The organism is Agrococcus carbonis, from assembly GCF_900104705.1.
Classification (GTDB): domain Bacteria; phylum Actinomycetota; class Actinomycetes; order Actinomycetales; family Microbacteriaceae; genus Agrococcus; species Agrococcus carbonis.
The window spans coordinates 1,122,959-1,140,074 of sequence record NZ_LT629734.1 but is presented as its reverse complement, the minus strand read 5'-3'; the positions used below and the strand labels follow the sequence as shown (position 1 = coordinate 1,140,074).

23 protein-coding genes are annotated in these 17,116 nt (G+C 73.8%); 9 read left to right on the top strand and 14 right to left on the bottom strand.

Features of this window, described 5'->3' with window-relative positions; genetic code table 11:
* Positions 1-167 precede the first annotated feature (167 nt).
* The gene (locus tag BLT67_RS05510) at positions 168-590 is read right to left on the bottom strand and encodes an OsmC family peroxiredoxin (protein ID WP_092666084.1); all 423 of its coding nucleotides are present in this window, start codon (positions 588-590) and stop codon (positions 168-170) included.
* A gap of 106 nt (positions 591-696) precedes the next feature.
* On the opposite strand from BLT67_RS05510, the gene BLT67_RS05505 reads away from it, so the two are divergent.
* Positions 697-1,068 (top strand): FKBP-type peptidyl-prolyl cis-trans isomerase, encoded by a 372-nt coding sequence (locus BLT67_RS05505; RefSeq protein ID WP_092666083.1) that lies wholly within the window; start codon positions 697-699, stop codon positions 1,066-1,068.
* Positions 1,069-1,311: 243 nt separating this feature from the next.
* Here BLT67_RS05505 and BLT67_RS05500 read toward each other — a convergent pair whose 3' ends face one another.
* Both BLT67_RS05500 and BLT67_RS05495 read right to left on the bottom strand, forming a co-directional pair.
* Entirely contained in the window at positions 1,312-2,655 is a 1,344-nt protein-coding gene (locus BLT67_RS05500) for an FAD-binding oxidoreductase (RefSeq protein WP_092666082.1), read from the bottom strand.
* On the bottom strand, positions 2,652-3,212 hold the full coding sequence (locus tag BLT67_RS05495; RefSeq protein ID WP_092666081.1) for a histidine phosphatase family protein: 561 nt from the start codon (positions 3,210-3,212) through the stop codon (positions 2,652-2,654). The genes BLT67_RS05500 and BLT67_RS05495 overlap by 4 nt, the downstream gene beginning before the upstream one ends.
* Before the next feature lie 91 nt (positions 3,213-3,303).
* On the opposite strand from BLT67_RS05495, the gene BLT67_RS05490 reads away from it, so the two are divergent.
* The 4 genes from BLT67_RS05490 (at position 3,304) to BLT67_RS05475 (ending at position 6,034) form a co-directional block, all read left to right on the top strand.
* Positions 3,304-3,807, top strand: coding sequence for a methylated-DNA--[protein]-cysteine S-methyltransferase (locus BLT67_RS05490; RefSeq protein ID WP_092666080.1), 504 nt, complete (start codon positions 3,304-3,306; stop codon positions 3,805-3,807).
* Positions 3,804-4,283 (top strand): RNA polymerase sigma factor, encoded by a 480-nt coding sequence (locus tag BLT67_RS05485; protein ID WP_092666079.1) that lies wholly within the window; start codon positions 3,804-3,806, stop codon positions 4,281-4,283. The genes BLT67_RS05490 and BLT67_RS05485 overlap by 4 nt, the downstream gene beginning before the upstream one ends.
* Entirely contained in the window at positions 4,276-4,875 is a 600-nt protein-coding gene (locus BLT67_RS05480) for a methylated-DNA--[protein]-cysteine S-methyltransferase (RefSeq protein ID WP_092666078.1), read from the top strand. The genes BLT67_RS05485 and BLT67_RS05480 overlap by 8 nt, the downstream gene beginning before the upstream one ends.
* 241 nt (positions 4,876-5,116) lie before the next feature.
* Positions 5,117-6,034 carry an asparaginase gene (locus tag BLT67_RS05475; protein WP_157674200.1) on the top strand — a complete coding sequence of 306 codons (918 nt, stop codon included), beginning with the start codon at positions 5,117-5,119 and terminating at the stop codon, positions 6,032-6,034.
* 11 nt (positions 6,035-6,045) lie between these two features.
* Here the strand turns inward: BLT67_RS05475 and BLT67_RS05470 are convergent, their stop codons facing one another.
* The 3 genes from BLT67_RS05470 to BLT67_RS05460 are packed head-to-tail and all read right to left on the bottom strand — an operon-like array spanning position 6,046 to position 7,941.
* Positions 6,046-6,705 (bottom strand): hypothetical protein, encoded by a 660-nt coding sequence (locus BLT67_RS05470; protein ID WP_092666076.1) that lies wholly within the window; start codon positions 6,703-6,705, stop codon positions 6,046-6,048.
* Positions 6,702-7,388, bottom strand: a complete 687-nt coding sequence (locus tag BLT67_RS05465; protein WP_092666075.1) for a hypothetical protein — start codon at positions 7,386-7,388, stop codon at positions 6,702-6,704. The genes BLT67_RS05470 and BLT67_RS05465 overlap by 4 nt, the downstream gene beginning before the upstream one ends.
* Positions 7,369-7,941, bottom strand: coding sequence for a helix-turn-helix domain-containing protein (locus BLT67_RS05460; RefSeq protein ID WP_172801985.1), 573 nt, complete (start codon positions 7,939-7,941; stop codon positions 7,369-7,371). The genes BLT67_RS05465 and BLT67_RS05460 overlap by 20 nt, the downstream gene beginning before the upstream one ends.
* 90 nt (positions 7,942-8,031) lie before the next feature.
* On the opposite strand from BLT67_RS05460, the gene BLT67_RS05455 reads away from it, so the two are divergent.
* Positions 8,032-8,997: a CPBP family intramembrane glutamic endopeptidase gene (locus tag BLT67_RS05455; RefSeq protein WP_092666073.1), complete on the top strand. Its 966-nt coding sequence runs from the start codon at positions 8,032-8,034 to the stop codon at positions 8,995-8,997.
* Between the two features lie 34 nt (positions 8,998-9,031).
* On the opposite strand, the gene BLT67_RS05450 is transcribed toward BLT67_RS05455, so the two are convergent.
* Positions 9,032-9,724: a Type 1 glutamine amidotransferase-like domain-containing protein gene (locus BLT67_RS05450; protein WP_092666072.1), complete on the bottom strand. Its 693-nt coding sequence runs from the start codon at positions 9,722-9,724 to the stop codon at positions 9,032-9,034.
* Positions 9,725-9,791: 67 nt separating this feature from the next.
* On the bottom strand, positions 9,792-10,481 hold the full coding sequence (locus BLT67_RS05445; protein WP_092666071.1) for a type 1 glutamine amidotransferase: 690 nt from the start codon (positions 10,479-10,481) through the stop codon (positions 9,792-9,794).
* Positions 10,482-10,517: 36 nt separating this feature from the next.
* Here BLT67_RS05445 and BLT67_RS05440 point away from each other — a divergent pair, with 36 nt between their 5' ends.
* Positions 10,518-11,288: an alpha/beta fold hydrolase gene (locus BLT67_RS05440; protein WP_092666070.1), complete on the top strand. Its 771-nt coding sequence runs from the start codon at positions 10,518-10,520 to the stop codon at positions 11,286-11,288.
* Positions 11,289-11,538: 250 nt separating this feature from the next.
* Here BLT67_RS05440 and BLT67_RS05435 read toward each other — a convergent pair whose 3' ends face one another.
* Entirely contained in the window at positions 11,539-12,261 is a 723-nt protein-coding gene (locus tag BLT67_RS05435) for a winged helix-turn-helix domain-containing protein (RefSeq protein ID WP_092666069.1), read from the bottom strand.
* A gap of 454 nt (positions 12,262-12,715) precedes the next feature.
* The gene (gene upp, locus BLT67_RS05430) at positions 12,716-13,354 is read right to left on the bottom strand and encodes a uracil phosphoribosyltransferase (RefSeq protein WP_092666068.1); all 639 of its coding nucleotides are present in this window, start codon (positions 13,352-13,354) and stop codon (positions 12,716-12,718) included.
* Between the two features lie 54 nt (positions 13,355-13,408).
* Here upp and tadA point away from each other — a divergent pair, with 54 nt between their 5' ends.
* The gene (gene tadA / locus BLT67_RS05425) at positions 13,409-13,870 is read left to right on the top strand and encodes a tRNA adenosine(34) deaminase TadA (RefSeq protein ID WP_407922517.1); all 462 of its coding nucleotides are present in this window, start codon (positions 13,409-13,411) and stop codon (positions 13,868-13,870) included.
* A gap of 79 nt (positions 13,871-13,949) precedes the next feature.
* On the opposite strand, the gene BLT67_RS05420 is transcribed toward tadA, so the two are convergent.
* Genes BLT67_RS05420 through BLT67_RS05410 form a run of 3 tightly spaced genes read right to left on the bottom strand, consistent with a single transcriptional unit; the run spans position 13,950 to position 15,631 of the window.
* Positions 13,950-14,198 carry a hypothetical protein gene (locus tag BLT67_RS05420; protein ID WP_092666066.1) on the bottom strand — a complete coding sequence of 83 codons (249 nt, stop codon included), beginning with the start codon at positions 14,196-14,198 and terminating at the stop codon, positions 13,950-13,952.
* Between the two features lie 27 nt (positions 14,199-14,225).
* A complete protein-coding gene (locus BLT67_RS05415) occupies positions 14,226-14,642 on the bottom strand; it encodes a hypothetical protein (RefSeq protein WP_092666065.1) in 417 nt (138 codons plus the stop codon).
* A gap of 26 nt (positions 14,643-14,668) precedes the next feature.
* On the bottom strand, positions 14,669-15,631 hold the full coding sequence (locus tag BLT67_RS05410) for a cation diffusion facilitator family transporter (protein ID WP_092666064.1): 963 nt from the start codon (positions 15,629-15,631) through the stop codon (positions 14,669-14,671).
* Positions 15,632-15,692: 61 nt separating this feature from the next.
* Between BLT67_RS05410 and proC the strand changes: the two genes are divergently transcribed.
* Complete coding sequence (gene proC, locus BLT67_RS05405; protein WP_092666063.1) at positions 15,693-16,517, top strand: pyrroline-5-carboxylate reductase; 825 nt, start codon at positions 15,693-15,695, stop codon at positions 16,515-16,517.
* Positions 16,518-16,533: 16 nt separating this feature from the next.
* On the opposite strand, the gene BLT67_RS05400 is transcribed toward proC, so the two are convergent.
* Entirely contained in the window at positions 16,534-17,112 is a 579-nt protein-coding gene (locus BLT67_RS05400; protein ID WP_157674198.1) for a hypothetical protein, read from the bottom strand.
* Positions 17,113-17,116 lie beyond the last annotated feature (4 nt).

Genomic DNA, 17,116 nt, shown 5'->3' with positions numbered 1-17,116 from the left:
ACGACATGATGATGTCGTCGTCGCCACCGAGCGTGACAAGCAGGTGAGTAGGAAGCTGCTCGCGACGCTTCATGTCACTCCTTCGTGTCGGCGGATGGTGCTGTCACGTCTGTTTATAGAGCGTCGAGCGCGCTTTCCGCTAGAGGCAACCTTGCGCCGCAGGAAAATCAGCCCTCGAGCCTCGCCGACTCCAGCTGGATGTCGACCCCGGCGAGCGCCTGCGACACCGGGCAGCCGGCCTTCGCCTGCTCGGCGTAGTCCTGGAACTGCTCCTGGTCGATCCCGGGCACGCGGCCGGTGACCGTGAGCACGCTCGTTGTGATGCCCTCGCCGGCGACGAAGGAGACCTTCGCGCTCGTCGCGAGCGACTCCGGCGCGTGGCCGGCCTGCGCGAGCGTGTGCGAGAGCGCCATCGAGAAGCACGAGGCGTGGGCGCCGGCGATGAGCTCCTCGGGCGTCACCGCGCCGCCCTCCTCCGCGCGCGCCTTCCACGACATGTCGAAGCTGGTGCCCGAGCCGAGCACCGAGGTGCCGCTGCCGGATGCGAGGTCGCCGTTCCAGGTGGCGTTGGCGTTCGAGGTGATGGCCATGAGAAGTCCTCCTTGGTTCGCACGTGCCCGCACACCGCGGGCCGACGGTGCCAGCGTACGCACCGCATCCGACGACCGGCAGGGGAGCGCGTGCGAGGATGGTGCCATGACTGAGAAGCCCGAGATCGACGCCCCCGAGGGGCCCGCCCCCACCGACCTGGAGATCACCGACATCACCGTCGGCGACGGCGAGGAGGCGGTGACCGGCAAGCAGGTCAGCGTGCACTACGTCGGCGTGACGCACTCGACCGGCGAGGAGTTCGACGCCTCCTACAACCGGGGTGCCCCGCTCGAGTTCCCGCTCGGCGTCGGCATGGTCATCAAGGGCTGGGAGCAGGGCATCGAGGGGATGCGCGTCGGCGGCCGCCGCAAGCTCGTCATCCCGCCCCACCTGGCCTACGGCGAGCGCGGCGCCGGCGGCGTGATCGGCCCGAACGAGACGCTGATCTTCGTCTGCGACCTCGTCGCCGTCCGCTGACAGATCGCTGCTGACCGGCTCCGACGCCCAGGACGGGCGTCGGCGCTGGCGTCGCGGAGGAGGCCCGAAAGGGCCTCCTCTTCCAGCTCCAGCGCGTCTGCGACCTGATCGCGGTCCGCTGAAGCACCCCACGCTGATCGAGTAGACGCCGCAGGCGTCGTATCGAGATCCCGTCTCGATGCGGCCCTGCGGGCCTACTCGACGGCCGTGGGATGGCCCGCTCGACGACCGCGGGATCGGCGGTCAGAGCGCCTTGCCGGGGTTCAGGATGCCGAGCGGATCGAACGCCGCCTTCACCGCGCGCTGCAGCGCGAGCTGACGCTCGCCGAGCTCGTCGACGAGCCAGCGGCGCTTCAGGATGCCGACGCCGTGCTCGCCGGTGAGCGTGCCGCCGAGCGCGATGCCCGCGGTGAACACCTCGTGGGCGCAGGCCCAGATCTCCTCGCTCGGCTCCGTGCCGTCGAAGACGAAGGTCGGGTGCAGGTTGCCGTCGCCCGCGTGCGCCGACGTGACGAGCCGCACGCCGTGCCGCCGCGCGGCCTCGTCGCACGCGCGGAACATCTCCGCGAGCCGCGAGCGCGGCACCGAGATGTCCTCCACGAGCACCGTGCCGAACGACTCGAGCGCGAAGTGCAGCTGCCTGCGCACCTGCACGAGCGCATCCGACTGCGTCAGGTCGTCGGTGCGCTCGACGGCGCCGCCGTGCGCGGCGAGGATCTCGGCGACCGCCGCCGACGTCGTGTCGGCGCCGAGGTCGTCGGTCTGCACGAGCACGAACGCGCCCGCCATCGCGCGGCCCGTGTAGGCCGCGAGCATCGAGACGGCCTCGCGGCCGACGAGCTCCATGATCGCGGGCCGGATGCGGGCGGCCGTCACGGCCGTGCAGGCCGCGGCCGCGCTCGCCTCATCCGCGAAGAACGCGCCGACCGTCCAGACGGGACCCTCGACGAGCGGTCGCAATTTGAGGGTGGCGCCGACGACGATGCCGAGCGTGCCCTCCGAGCCGATCATGAGCGCGGTGAGGTCGAGGCCTGTCACGCCCTTCACCGTGCGGTGGCCGGTCGTGACGAGGCTGCCGTCGGCGAGCACGACGTCGAGCGCGAGCACCCACTCGCGCGTCACCCCGTACTTCGCGCACAGCAGCCCGCCGGCGTTCGTGGCGATGTTGCCGCCGACGGTCGAGATGGCGCGGCTCGCCGGATCCGGCGGCCACCACAGCCCGTGCGCCGCGAGCAGCTCGTTGAGCTCGGCGTTGCGGATGCCCGGCTCGACCACGCACGACTGGTCGACGACCGAGACGTCGCGCAGGCGCCGCATGCGGTCGACCGAGACGACGAGCTCGCCGCCGCCCGCGATCGCCCCGCCCGCGAGCCCCGTGCCGGCCGCGCGCGGCACGACCGGCACGCGGTGCGCGCTCGCCCACGCCATCGCCGCCTGCACGTGCTCGACGGCCTCCGCCTCGACGATCGCGAGCGGCGGCGCGACCGAGCGGTGGCCCGACTTGTCGGCACGCGCCACGTCGAGCGCGGCGGGGTCGGTGACGACGACGTGCGGCGGCAGCGCCGCGCGCAGCGCGTCGAGGCTCACGCGCGCACCAGCCCGTCGACGAGGCGCCACGCGCCGGGAAGGCCGGTGCAGCGCACCGAGTGCGCGTTGTCGGGCGTGCGCGTCTCGAGGCCTGTGACGTGATCGGCGAACGCGCGGATGAACGTGCCGTGCGCGACGATCACGAGCGCGTCGACCGGGTGCGCCGCAGCGACCTGGTCGACCGCGGCGACCGCCCGGCGCTGCAGCGCCTCGAACGCCTCCTCGCCGGGCCAGTCGGTGCCGAAGCGCGCGATCGCCTCCGCCTTCGTCAGTCCCTCGGCCTCGCCGTAGGCGCGCTCGATCAGGCTCGCGTATCGCCCCGCGACGTCGAGGCCGAGCTCGGCGGCGATGATGTCGGCGGTGACGGCGGCGCGCTGCAGCGGCGACGACACCACCGCATCCCACGGACGCCCGCCCGGCGGGTGCTCGGCGAGGAGGCGCGCGGCGGTGTGCGCCTGTGCGATGCCGGTCTCGTTGAGCGGGATGTCGCTCGTGCCCTGCAGCCTGCCGTCGCGGTTGAAGTCGGTCTGGCCGTGTCGGACGAGCGCGATCTCCATGCCCCGAGCCTAGGCGCGTGAGAATCCCGTCATCCACAGGCTCACATCCGGGCCCGCCCGCGCGTTGGCAGGGTATGAGAGGACTACGGCCATGAAGCACACCATCATCGACAGCCCGATCGGCCCGCTCACGCTCGTGCGCGGCGACGCGGGGCTCACCGGCCTCTACATGCCCGACCACAGCCCGGCCCCGGATGAGGCGCGCTTCGGCGACCGCGACGATGCGGCGTTCACGGATGCGGTGCAGCAGCTCGGGGAGTACTGGGCAGGGGAGCGCACGGCGTTCGACCTGCCGCTGGCGGGCATGGGCACGCCCTTCCAGCAGCGGGTCTGGGCGGCGCTGCGCGCGATCCCGTACGGCGAGACCCGCACGTACGGCTGGATCGCCGAGCAGCTCGGCCAGCCGACCGCCGTGCGCGCGGTCGGCTTGGCGAACGGTCGCAACCCGCTCTCGATCGTCGTGCCGTGCCACCGGGTTGTCGGCGCGAGCGGCGCGCTCACCGGCTATGCGGGCGGCGTCGAGCGCAAGCGGTTCCTCCTCGACCACGAGCGCGGCGCTGCGCTCCCAGGCGCCGGGCTAGATTCGGTCGCGTGAGCCGTGCGCCCTTCGAGAGCCTCGTCGAGGCCCATGGCGCGCGGGTCTGGCGCGTCTGCCGTGCGCTGCTCGACGAGGCCGACGCCGACGACGCATGGAGCGAGACCTTCCTCGCCGCGCTCGAGGCGTACCCGACGCTCGCGCACGACACCCGCATCGAAGGCTGGCTCGTGACGATCGCGCACCGCAAGGCGATCGACGTGCTGCGCCGGCGCTCGCGGCTCGTGCTCGGCGAGCCGCCCGACCGGCTCGCCCCCGATGCGACGGTGCCCGGGCGCGCCCGCGACCTCGACCTCGCGCGAGCGCTTCTGCAGCTGCCGCCGCGGCAGCGGGAGTCGGTCGTGCTCCACCACCTCGGCGGCCTGCCGTTCACCGAGGTGGCCGCGGCGCTCGGGGCGTCGTCGGATGCGGTGCGCCGCGCGTCGTCGGACGGCGTGCGCCGCTTGCGCTCCCTGATGGGAGGCGACGATGGCTGACGCCCTCTTCGACGCCGAGCTCCCCGCCGGGCGGCTCGACGCGCTCCGCGCCGGCCTCGCCGATCGCGCGGCCGAGCGCGCCCTGCTCGACGTCGCCTTCCGCACCCTCGACACCGACCTCGGCACGCTGCTCGTGGCGGGGACGCCCGCGGGCCTCGTGTCGGTGACCTTCGACGGCAGCCATCCCGACGCGACGCTCGAGCGGCTCGCCGCGGCGCTGAGCCCGCGCGTGCTCGAGGCGCCCGCCCGGCTCGACGCCGCATCGCGCAGCCTCGAGCGGCTGATCGAGGGCCGGGCGCGAGCCTTCGACGGGGCGCTCGACCTCTCGCTCGCGCACGGCTTCGGGCGCCAGGTCGTCGAGCAGCTGCGCGAGATCCCCTACGGGGAGACGCGCAGCTACGGCGACGTCGCCCGCGCGATCGGCTCGCCCGGCGCCGTGCGCGCGGTCGGCACCGCCTGCCGCCGCAATCCGCTGCCGATCGCCATCCCGTGCCACCGCGTGGTGCGCAGCGACGGCTCGATCGGCCAGTACGCCGGCGGGCCGGAGGCCAAGCAGCGGCTGCTCGCCGTCGAGGCGTCGACCGCGCGGTAGTCCCCTCGTCGGTCGAGGAGTCCCTCGTCGGTCGAGGAGCGCGCCGGGCGGAGCCCGGCACGCGTCACGAGACCCCGCAATCCCCTCGCCGGTCGAGTCGGTCCCCTCGCTGGTCGAGTAGGCCGCAGGCCGTATCGAAACCACCCGCTGCCTCGCCGGTCGAGTAGGCCGCACGCCGTATCGAGACCACCCGCCCACCGCCCTCGGGCGACCCTCGCTTCCGCCCCGCTACCGTGGTCGCGTGCCCTCCACCACCCTGCTCGCCGTCGTCGAGCGCGACGGCTTCACCGAGGCCGAGCACCACGGCGTCGCCGTGCTCGTCGACCCCGACGGCGCCGTCATCGAGGCCCACGGCGACATCACGCGCGCGTTCCTCGCCCGCAGCAGCCTCAAGCCCCTCTACGCCGCGTCGCTCATCGCCGCCGGCCTCGTCGAGCTGCAGCCCGAGCACGCGGCCCTCGCGAGCGCGAGCCATCACGGGCACCACGAGCACCTCGAGACCGCGCAGGCGATGGCGAAGGCGCTCGGCGTCGACGAGCACGCGCTGCGGTGCCCGCCGATGCGCGACCCGGAGGGCGTGCTGCGCCGCTTCGCGCACATGTGCGCCGGCAAGCACATCGCGCTCGCTGCCGCCGCCCGGGCGCTCGGCGCGAGCGACGACTACTGGAGCGGCGACCACCCCCTCACCGCGATCCTCCGCGACGGCATCGCCGTCGCGACCGACGAGGCGATCCGTCAGAGCGCGCGCGACGGCTGCGGGGCGATCGTCTTCCCGACCACCCCGGTCGGCCTCGCCCGCGCCTTCCGCCGCCTCGCGCCCGACGGCACCGGAGCGCACCGGCTCGTCGGCGACGCCATGCGCGCGCATCCGACCCTCATCGACGGCGCGGGCAGGCCCGACGCCGTCGTGATCGCCGAGACCGGATGCGCGACGAAGTTCGGCGCCGAGGGCACGCAGGCGATCGTCGCGCCCGACGGCACGACGGCGGTGGTGAAGACCGCCGACGGCGCCCGTCGCGCGGGAGCACCCGTCGCGCTCGCCCTGCTCGAGCGCGCAGGCGCCGTGCCGCGCGGCACGCTCGATCGCCTCGCCGAGCCGCTCGGGCTCGTGCAGCGCAGCGCCGACGAGCCCGTCGGCATGCTGCGCGTCACCGTCTGAGTCGCTGCTGGTCAGCGCTCGAAGTCTGCCCGGGCCGCATCGGGCCGCGAAGCGCCGGCCTGAGATGCCCGGCGCCGTCCGTTGGGCACGCCCGCGGCCGGCGCTGCGGCGACGACGACGATCGCCTCGATCGCGAGCGCGACGAGGCAGCCGTGCGGGTAGTAGCCGGTCGCGAGCACGCCCGCGATCAGCACCGGGAGCGTCGCACCGAGCAGCACCCGCAGCCACGTCGGCCAGCCGCGCGCCGTGAACGCTGCGGCGATGCCGGCGAGGCCGACGAGCACGAGCAGCGGGCCCTCGGAGCCCCAGAGCGCGTGCAGCGGCGACTCCTCCGGCGTGGAGAGGTAGCTCGCCGGCGTGACGACGGCGCCCGCGAGCACGAGCGCCGCGAGCACCCGCCCACCCCACCCGCCACGCCACAGCGACGGCAGCAGGGCGAGGCCGATCGCGAGGAACGAGAGCCCGGCGAGGGCGCCGAAGAGGATGTACGGCTCGTCGACCGCGGCGCGCACCGACCGCCACGGATCGATGCGGCTGAGCTGCCCCACCCACGGCGCGCCCCAGTCGGCGGCGGTGAGCGGCAGAGACACGAGCGCCCACGCGCCGCCCGCTGCGGCGAGCGCGATGCGGCCGGGTCGAGGCCCCACGCGCACGGCGCCCGCACCGCTCACAGCGTCACCGCGAGCCCGGCCCACAGCACGACCGCCGCCACCGCTGCGAAGACCAGCTCGGTCGCCGCGAGATGCCGCTTGGCCAGCCGCGAGATCGACATGTTGATCACCGAGTGCAGCGGCAGCGTGACGAGCACGAGCCACGGCTGGGCGAACAGCAGCAGCGTGAAGCCGATGTGCACGGCCGTCGCGCTCACGCGCTCGAGCACGCCCCACACCACCTGCTGCGCGCCCAGCATGCCCTGCGCCTCGAGGAGCGCCCGCGCCTCGAGGGACTTCGCGTCGGTCTTCGTGATGAGGCTCGCGAGCGCGATGCCGTTGACCACGACCAGCAGCACCTCGACCGTCGCCCAGCCGAAGCCCGCCCAGAGCGCGTCCTCGGTCGAGCGGATCGCGAGCAGCACGAGGGCGAGCCTCACGAGCTCCTCGGCCGGTCCGGAGCACCAGCCGACGATCGTCGCGGTGCGCTCCGGGGTCGTGCGCCGGCTGACGAGCAGTGCGATCGGCTGCCGCAGCACGAGCGCGAGCAACCAGCCGGCGGCGCCGAGCACGAGCGCGATGAGCGGAGGCGCGCCGGCGAGCGCGAGCAGCAGTGCACCCAGCAGCATCGGGACGGGGAGGGCGGCGAGGGCGTTGCGCCGCATCGTCGCGGCGGGCCCGTGCTCAGCGCTCGTGGTCGTCATGGGGCTCCTCCTGGTGGGGCTGCGTCATCGGCAGCGTGATCGTCGCGACGGTGCGGGGCCGGCGGCCGGGCGCGGCCGGGGCCGCCTCGTACCTGGCGATCACCTCGCGCAGCTCGCCGACCATCGCCACGAGCTCGTCGTGGGTCGCGTGCACGACGTGCATGCGGTACCCGACCCCGTCGCGCTCGAGGTCGACGTCGCCGCGGTCGAGGTAGGAGCCGTACTCGCCCATGAGGCTGCCGACGAAGGCGCCGAAGTAGCGGAAGTGCTCGTCGTCGCTCGACTCGGCGACCTCGTCGGCCGCCACGATCGCTGTGCGGGCGAGCCCGTAGGTGCGCTCGACCGCACCGCGCAGCTGGCGCTCGGCGACGATCTGCAGGATGCCGCGCTCGTGCAGCAGGGCGAGGTGGCGGTAGAGGCTCGACTGCGACAGCTCGGGCAGCGCCGAGAGCAGCTCCTGGGCGGTCGCGGGCGCAGCGTTCAGGGCGCGCACGATCGCGAGCCGCTGCGGATGGAGGATGACCTCTGCCCTACTCGGCGCCTGCTTTCCCATACTTGAGAATGTAGCACCGGGTGTGTACATTCCCAATCGCGAGAATGCACTCGCCGCCCCTCTCGGGCGTCACTCAGCAGAGAGCCATCCATGCACGGACCCGACACCCCGCGCGCCGACGTGCGCACCGCATCCGGCGCCGACCGCCGGCGCACCATCCTCACCTTCCTCCTGATCGCGTACGGCTGGGCCGCCCTCGTGGGCCTCGGCCTCTTCCTCACGCGCACGCCACTCGACTCGATCGCGGGCATCGCCGCGATGGGCCTGCTCGTGATGCCCTCGCCGTTCGTCGCGGCGCTCATCGCCGAGCGCGGCATGCGGCGCGATCGGCTGCGCCTGCCTCGCCGCGGCGGGGTGCTCGTCTTCCTCGTCGCACCCGTCGCCGCGGTGCTCGCCTTCGTTGCGCTCTTCGTGGCGGCCCACCTCACCGGCGGCAACCTGCTCGGGCTGCCGCTGTTGGGCCTCGCGACGACCGACGCGGAGATCCTCGCGGGCGCAGCGGCGCTCCTCGGCTCCGACGCGGTCGCGGGCGCGGGCGCGCCGCCGCCGCTGCCTGTGCTGCTCGCGGCCGCGATGCTCATGGCCGTGGTCGCCGGCTGGACGGTGAACGGACTCGTCGCGATGGGGGAGGAGTACGGCTGGCGCGGCCTGCTGTGGGAGCAGCTGCGACACCTCGGCGTCGTGCGCGCCAACCTGCTCGTCGGCACGGCGTGGGGCCTCTGGCACACGCCGCTCATCCTGCAGGGCTACAACTACGGCGGCGCGCCGCTCGGCGTCGTCGCGATGGTGGTCTTCTGCATCGCCATGTCATTCGTGCTCTCGGCGATCCGCGAGCGCACCGGCAGCGTGGTGCCCGTCGCCGCGGCGCACGGCATCCTCAACGCCGTCGTGCCGAGCTTCCTCATCGTCGCTCCGGGCGCGGATGCGGTGCTGACGGCGCCGCTCGGGCTCCTGGGCTCGGCCCTGATGCTCGTCGTGGGCGCCGCGGCGTGGCGGCTCGCGCGCCGCGGCGTGAGCCGTACCGCGGCGACCGAGCGCCTCACGGTCGTCGCGTGAGCGGCTGGGCGGGCGTCCTCCAGGGCGCCCGCCCTCAGGGACGCGGCTCGAGCCGCTCCCACGTGCCCTCCGAGATCACCTCGACCTCGCCGTCGACCACGGCGAGCGCCGTATCGTCATCGATCGCGTACACGGGCGCGGGGATGTCGGCCGCCCACTCCGCGATGCGCTCGAGCGACGCGTCCTCCATGTCGGGATGGCCGAGGTGCGGGTAGAGCGCGAAGCCCACGAGCCCGAGCGCGCGCTCGGCGTCGCGCCCCATGTCGCTTCCGTCCGGGACGAAGCGCAGGTCGAACGCTGCGTCGCAGTTGTGCGGGGTGACGGTGATGCTGCCGGCGCTCACGCCCAAGTACACGGTGTCGTGCAACTCGGGGAGGAGGTCCGCGAGCCCCGACTCGCGCATCCAGTGCACGAGGTAGAGCACGTCGCCGCCCCAGACGAGCAGCGCGTCGACCCCGCGCACGGCCGCCTCCCACTGGTCGCGCCGCACGGTCGGCAGCGCGGTGAGCTCGAGCACGCCGAGCGAGCGCCAGCCGATCCGGCTGAGCGGTCCGCCGACCGTGCCGTCGGTGACGCCGCGCACCATGTCGGGGCCCTCGGGGAACGGATGCGCGCCGGTCGGCACGAGCAGCGCCGTGGACTCGGCGATCGGCTTGCCGAGCATCCGCTCGAGCGCGGCGCGGATGCTGGCGTTGGTGATGCCGTTCGAGGTGAGCAGGTACTTCATGCGCGCGGGGTCCGGATGCGGGTCACGCGTCGAGCATGCCGCGCGGCCGGGCGCGTGTCCACGGCCGTCACAGGCGCGCGGCGCACGCCTCGGCGAAGGCGCCGAAGCCGCGCTCGACGACGCCGAGCAGGGTCTCGTCGGTCGCGAGGTGCTCGCGCCAGCCCGCCACCGCATCCGCTGAGCGCAGCTCGCTGAGGGTCGGCGACGCGACCGAGTCCCACAGCCGCATGACGCGGTCGTCGGCCTCGAGGTGGAACTGCATGCCGACGGCGGATCCGTAGCGGAAGGCATCGTTGTCGACGGTGTCGCTGCGGGCGAGCAGCGTCGCCCCGGGCGGCAGCGAGACGACGTCGGAGTTCCAGCGCATGGCGCCGATCGTGCCGACGTGGTCGCCGAGCCATGGATCGGGGGCGACGAGCTCGATGTCGATGATGCCGACCGCGTCGACCGCGCCCTCGCGGTGCTCGCCGCCGAGCGCACGCCCGATGATCTGGTGGCCGAGGCAGAGGCCGAGCACCGGGATGTCGGCGTCGATCGCCCGCAGCGCGAGGTCGGCGGCGGCCTGCAGCGAGGGGAACCGGTCGACCTCCGCGGCGCTCATCTGGCCGCCCGTGATGACGATGCCGGCGATCTCGTCGAGCGGCGGCAGCCGGGTCTCGAAGACCGCCTCGCGGGTCGGCAGGTGGCTGAGCAGCGTCATGGCGTGCCCGCCGGTCTCGTACTCGATGTGCTCGACGAACAGGACGGAACGCGCCAATGCGGGGCCTCTCTCTCGTGCGGCTAGCCTAAGCGCATGGGCAGCAGGGCGACGGCGTTCGCGATGGCGCCAGACGGCGTGCGGATCGCGCTGCACGAGCTCGGCGACCCGGGCGGCCGGCCGGTGCTCATGATCCACGGCTTCTCCTCCAACGCGCAGCGCAACTGGATCGGCAGCGGGTGGGGCGGCGCGCTCGCCGAGCAGGGCCTCCGCGGCATCGCGATGGACCTGCGCGGCCACGGTGAGAGCGACCGGCCGAGCGTCGGCTACGACGTGCCGCGGTTCGTCGACGACGTCGATGCGGTGCTCGAGCAGCTCGCCATCGACGAGGCGCCCGGGGCGATCGGCTACTCGATGGGCGCGCGGCTGCTCTGGCGGCACGCGGGCACGCGGCCGCACGCGTTCCGCGCGCTCGTGCTCGGCGGGCTGCCCGCGGGCGACCCGTTCCAGCGCTTCGACGTCGACCTCGCGCGCCGGGCGCTCGCCGGCGAGGCGGAGCCGGGCCCGATGGAGTCATTCATCGTCGATCTCGTGGGCGTCTTCCCCGAGCACGACCCCGCGACGCTCGTGACGCTCGCCGGCGAGGTCTCGCGCACGCTCTTCGACCCCACCCAGGCACCGCCGCAGGTGCCGACGCTGCTCATGACGGGCGCGAAGGATCGCCGCGCGGCCGACACCCGCGAGCTGCTGCCGCTGCTGCCCGACGGGCGCTTCGAGGAGATCCCCGGGCGCAACCACATCGACGCACCCACCTCGGGCGCCTTCCGCCGCAGCGCATCCGCCTTCCTGGCCGCGCACCTGGGCTGATCGGCGCACGCGAGCTCGAGCGGCTCGGCGCCCCGACCGCACCCGCCGCGGACAGCAAGAGGGCCGGTCGAGCATCGCCCGACCGGCCCCAGTCCCTTGCACCAAGCGGGGCGTCGCCCTCGCTTCCGTCGACCGCCACAGCACTACGATCGACGTGCCTCGACGGTATAACGGAACGGTAACGAGCGCGCCCAGTTCCCGCTGTGATTTCGCTGTGTTCCGGTGTACCCCAGCGGCGGATGCGGTGGGGTCAGAAGCGGTCGGGGCTCGGTCCGCCGGCGAGCACCGTCACGTCGGCGTGCCGGTCGAAGCGGTAGCCCGCCCCCCGCACCGTGCGGATCACCTCGGCGTAGTCCCCGAGCTTCGCGCGCAGCCGGCGCACGTGCACGTCGATCGTGCGCTCGTTCGGCCGGTCGTCGGCGTCCGCGTCCCACAGCGCGTCGATGATGTCGCAGCGGCCGACCGTCGTGCCCTCGCGCAGCACGATGTGCTGCAGCAGCTCGAACTCGCGGTAGGTGAGCGGGGCGACCTCGTCGCCGATCGCGACGCGCTTGCGCGTGAGGTCGATGACGATGCCCGGGTCGACCTCGGGCGCCGGCTGCTGCACGGCCGGGTCGCCGAGCGCGCGGCGCACCACGTCGACGTCGCGGCCGCCGGCGCCGGCCGGCGCGAGTGCCACGGCGGCGTGCGTCTGGGCGCTGGGCGCGAGCCGGCTCGTGAGCGCCCGCAGCTCGCCGACCAGGCGGGCCAGCTCGATCCGGTCGGCGGCCGCGGCGTCCTCGCCGAGGCCGACGTAGAGCACGAAGCCGCGTGCCTCGGTGCCCTCGGGCACGGCGCGGACGGGGCTCGAGGGGGCGGCGGCGGCCGGCGGCGCGGGGCGCAGCGGTGCCGGAGCGAGCGCGCTCGAGCCGTGGACGGCAGGCAGCTCGCGGGACGGGCGTCGGGTGCGGGTCGGGAATGCGGTGATGGTCATGGTGGGGCCTTCCGGCGTGCGGTCGGCGGCCGCCCCGATGCGGGCGATGAGGGCCGTCGACCCAGGTGGCCGACCCGTGGGTCGGTGCGTGTCGAATGCGAGCCGCGTGGGCTCGGGGACCGCTCGGGGCTGCTCAGGCCCACGGAGCGCGACGCCGTGGCGTCAGCGACTCCTCAAGGAGCGGTCGGGCGGTGCGAGCTGTGCTCAAGCACACATTCGACGCATGTCGACCATCGGCATCATCATGCCGTTCGTCCCGTTCGTCGCGAGGACGGACTGGGGGCGGAAGGTGGTCGTCATGCCTGCCAGTATCGCGGCTTCGAGCGTCGGAAGTCAAACGACGCAAGAATGTGACGAACCATGACGGAAACGGGCGCGCCGGACGGGCGGCGCGCGGTACGCGCGACGGCGAGTCGGCCATGCGGCGCCCGGCGAATGGGGCGCCGCGAGCGCGTCAGTCGCCGACGGTGCCGTAGAGCCGGTCGCCGGCGTCGCCGAGCCCCGGCACGATGAAGCCGTGCTCGTTGAGGCGCTCGTCGAGCGCGCCGAGCACGATCGTCACGTCGCGCCCCTCCATGTCGCGCTCGACGCGCTCGAGGCCCTCGGGCGTGCCGAGCAGGCAGATCGCGGTCACGTCGACGGCGCCGCGGTCGAAGAGGAACTGCATCGCGCCGGAGAGCGAGCCGCCGGTCGCGAGCATGGGGTCGAGCACGAAGCACTGCCGGTCGGAGAGGTCGTCGGGCAGCCGCTCGGCGTAGGTCGTCGGCTCGAGCGTGACCTCGTTGCGGGCCATGCCGAGGAACCCGACCTCGGCGGTGGGCACGAGCGCCGTCATGCCCTCGAGCATCCCGAGTCCCGCGCGCAGGATCGGGACGACGAGCGGGCGGGGCTCGGCGATCGCGACGCCCGTCGTCGTCGTCACCGGCGTGCGGATCTCGCGCGGCGTCACGCGCACGTTGCGCGTCGCCTCGTAGGCGAGCAGCGTCATGAGCTCACCGACGAGCGAGCGGAACGTGGGGGAGGGCGTGCGCTCATCCCGCAGCACGGTGAGCTTGTGGGTGATGAGCGGGTGGTCGGCGACGTGGACTCGCATAGGGTTCAGGGTAGTGGGCGCAGCCGGGCGCCCGGGCCGGGCGAGGGGATGCGGATGCGGGCTGCCGCGCGCGACGAGCGCCTCATGCGGCTCGCCCTCGACGAGGCCGCGCGAGCCGCGACGACGGCCGACGTGCCCGTCGGCGCGGTCGTGGTCGACGCATCCGGCGCCGTGATCGGCACGGGCCGCAACGAGCGCGAGGCGCGGCACGATCCGACCGCGCACGCCGAAGTGGTCGCGCTGCGCGAGGCGGCGGCGCGGCAGGGCTCGTGGCGGCTCGACGGATGCGCGCTCGTCGTGACGCTCGAGCCGTGCGTCATGTGCGCGGGCGCGATCCTCGCGAGCCGCATCGAGCGGGTGGTCTTCGGCGCGTGGGACGAGAAGGCCGGCGCGGCCGGCAGCGTCGTCGACGTGCTGCGCGAGCGGCGGCTGCCGCACCGCGTCGAGGTGGTCTCAGGCGTGCTCGCCGACGAGGCCGAGGCGCAGCTGCGCGCCTTCTTCGCCGGCCGTCGCTGAGCTCTCGGTCGGCCGAGCTGCCGCGACGCCCGCCGATCAGCGCGACGCGCCCGCTCGCCGCTCGAGGGGCCGCCCGCCGTCAGGTCAGGGGCGGGCGGCGGCGCTTCGGCTCGCGCAGGTCGACGCTGTCGCCCGCCTCGGCCTCGCTCTGCGCGGCCAGCTGCTGCTCGTAGACCGCCGGCCGGTAGATCTCATCGAAGATGCCGGGGCCTGCGGATCTGCGTGCCCGCTGCCACGAGCGGCTGTGCCAGATGCGCGGCCCGAGCAGGACGAGCGCGACCGTGGTGCCGAGCACCACCGCCCACGCTGCCGGCTCGAGCCAACCCATCCGCTCACCCCGTGATGCTGCGGGCCATCAGCGCCAGAAGACGGCGATGAGCAGGTTGACGAGCGCGAGCCCGCCGGCGGCGTGGAAGAACGGCATGAGCTTGCGCTCGATCGCTACGTCGGCGACGACCTGGGCCCCGCCGGCCTGCAGCGTCGCGCGCTCCTTGCGGATCGCCTTCTGGCGCAGGAAGCCGATGAGCGCGGCGACGAAGACGACGACGGCGACGAGGCCCTTGATGCCGAGCTTCATGTGGTTGGGCTCGCCATCGCCGGCCATCGCGAGGCCGTAGAGCGCGACGCCCGAGACCAGCTGCAGGGAGGCGCCGATGAGCATGATCGGGAAGCTGTGGCCCGCCTTCGCGCGCATCTGCACGAAGAAGGTCCCGACCAGGAGCGAGGCCCCGATCAGGTGGACGGCGACGAGCAGGGAGTGCAGGAAGTCCATGCAGACAGCCTACACAACCAGTCCTGTCAGTTGCCCGACTGGATGACGATGTGGTCGGTCGAGGGCGCGATCTCCGGCTTCGCGACGTAGAGGTCGGGCTCGATGTAGATGACCCGTGCCTGCGGCACCTCGGCGCGCAGCTGCCCCTCGAGGTCGTTGATCGTGCGCGCGACGTGCTCGATGTCGGACTGCGGCGGGAACGCGACCTTGGCGGCGATCATGAGCTCGTCGGGGCCGAGGTAGAGCGTCTTCATGTGGATGAGCGACTCGACGCCGGGGTTGGCGTTCAGCACGCGCTGGATCCGCTGCTGGTCCTCGCGCGTCGCGCCCTCGCCGATCAGCAGCGACTTCATCTCGACCGCGAGCACCGCGGCGACGAGGATCAGGAGCGTGCCGATCATGAGCGTGCCGATGGCGTCGAAGACCGGGTTGCCGGTGAGCACCGAGAGGCCGACCGCGACGAAGGCGAAGCTGAGGCCGAGCAGCGCCGCGAGGTCCTCGAGCAGGATGACGGGCAGCTCGGGGCTCTTCGCCTTGCGGATGAACTCCCACCAGCGCGTCGTGCCGCGCACCTGGTTGGCCTCGCGGATCGCGACGCGGATGGAGAACGACTCGAGCACGATCGCGATGCCGAGCACGGTGAGCGGCAGCCACGGCACCTCGATCTCGTGCGGGTGCTGCAGCTTGCTCACACCCTCGTAGATCGAGAACAGCCCGCCGACCGAGAAGAGCACGAGCGCGACGATGAACGCCCAGATGTAGCGCTCGCGCCCGTAGCCGAACGGGTGGTCGGGCGTCGCCTGCTTCTTCGCGAGCCGCCCGCCGAGCAGCAGCAGCAGCTGGTTGCCGGCGTCGGCGACGGAGTGGATCGCCTCGGCCAGCATCGATGCCGAGCCCGAGAAGAACCAGGCGATGAACTTGGTGATGGCGATGCCGGTGTTCGCGAGGAACGCCGCGATGACCGCCTTCGTACCGTGGTTTGCGCTCACGGGCGCGAGTCTACGCGTCCGGCCGCGCCGCATCCGGAGCCGCCGTGGATAGCCTGGCCGGATGACCGATCTCCTCCCTCCCATCGCCATGCTCGGCGTCGGCTCCATGGGCGGCGCGATCCTCCGGGGGCTCGTGCGCCACGGTGCCGAGTCGATCGCCGTCACCAACCGCAGCCGCGAGAAGGCCGAGGCCATCCGGCTCGACGGCGTCGAGTCGATCGCGCTCGAGGACGAGCCCGGCGGCAACGCGCGCGCGGTCGACGGCGCGAAGCTCGTCGTGCTCGGCGTCAAGCCCGCGGGCATCGTCGACCTCGCGCGCGAGATCGGCCCGCACCTCGCGGCGGATGCGGTGGTCGTCTCGATCGCGGCGGGCACCACGACCGCGTCGATCGAGGCCGTGCTGCCCGCATCCGTCTCGGTCGTGCGCGTGATGCCCAACACGCCGTCGACCGTCGGCCTCGGCGTGAGCGGCGTCGCGGGCGGCAGCCGCGCCACCGAGGACGACGTCGCGCTCGTCGCGCGCATGTTCGAGGCGGTCGGCGACGTGATCGTGCTCGACGAGTCGCAGATCGACGCGCTCTCGACGATCTCGGGCTCGGGGCCCGCCTACGTGTTCCTGCTCATCGAGGAGCTCACGGGCACGGCCGAGCGGATGGGCTTCACCGCCGAGCAGGCCGCGACGATGGTGCAGGGCACCTTCCGCGGCGCGAGCGAGCTGCTCGCCGCGGGCGACGTCGACCCGGCCGAGCTGCGGCGTCGCGTCACGAGTCCCAAGGGCACGACCGAGCAGGCGATCCGGGTGCTGCAGGAGGCCGACCTCGGGGCCGTCTTCGATCGCGCGACCGCGGCCGCGCTCGCTCGCGCGAAGGAGCTCGCGGCGGGCTGAGGGCGGGCCGAGCGGCTCAGCGCGGCCAGTCGCCGGAGCGCGACTGCGCGATCGCGATGAGCGCACCGACCTCCGCCGGCTCGAGCCGCGCGAGCTCCGGCACCGGCATCGTGCCGCGGTTCAGTCGGTGCATCCAGCGGGCGAGCGGCGCCGCGCCGGTGAGCCAGGGCCGCTGCCCGGCCGGCGAGACGTGCAGCAGCAGCTGCCGCCCCTTGCCGCGCTTGCCCGTGTGGGCGATCGCCGCGGCGCCGATCTCGCGCCACGGCACGAGGTCGCCGCCGTGGTGCCGCAGGCCGTGCGGCTCGAGCACGAGGGCGCGTCGCCGGTGTGCGAGGACGTGCAGTCCGGTCGACACCCCGACGACGCCGAAGAAGGCGACCCCGACGAGGCCGACGAGCACGACGAACGGGCTGTCCCAGCGGCTCGAGCCGAACGGCAGGCTCGAGAGCGGTCCGATGACCAGCGCGGCGCTCGCCACGGCGAAGGCGGCCCCGCCGAGCAGCATCAGCACGCCGGGGGCGGCCCGCCCGCGCAGGGCCACTGCCTCGCCGCGCAGCACGCGGTCGGCGATCACGCGCGCGTCGGGTCCCAGCACGCCG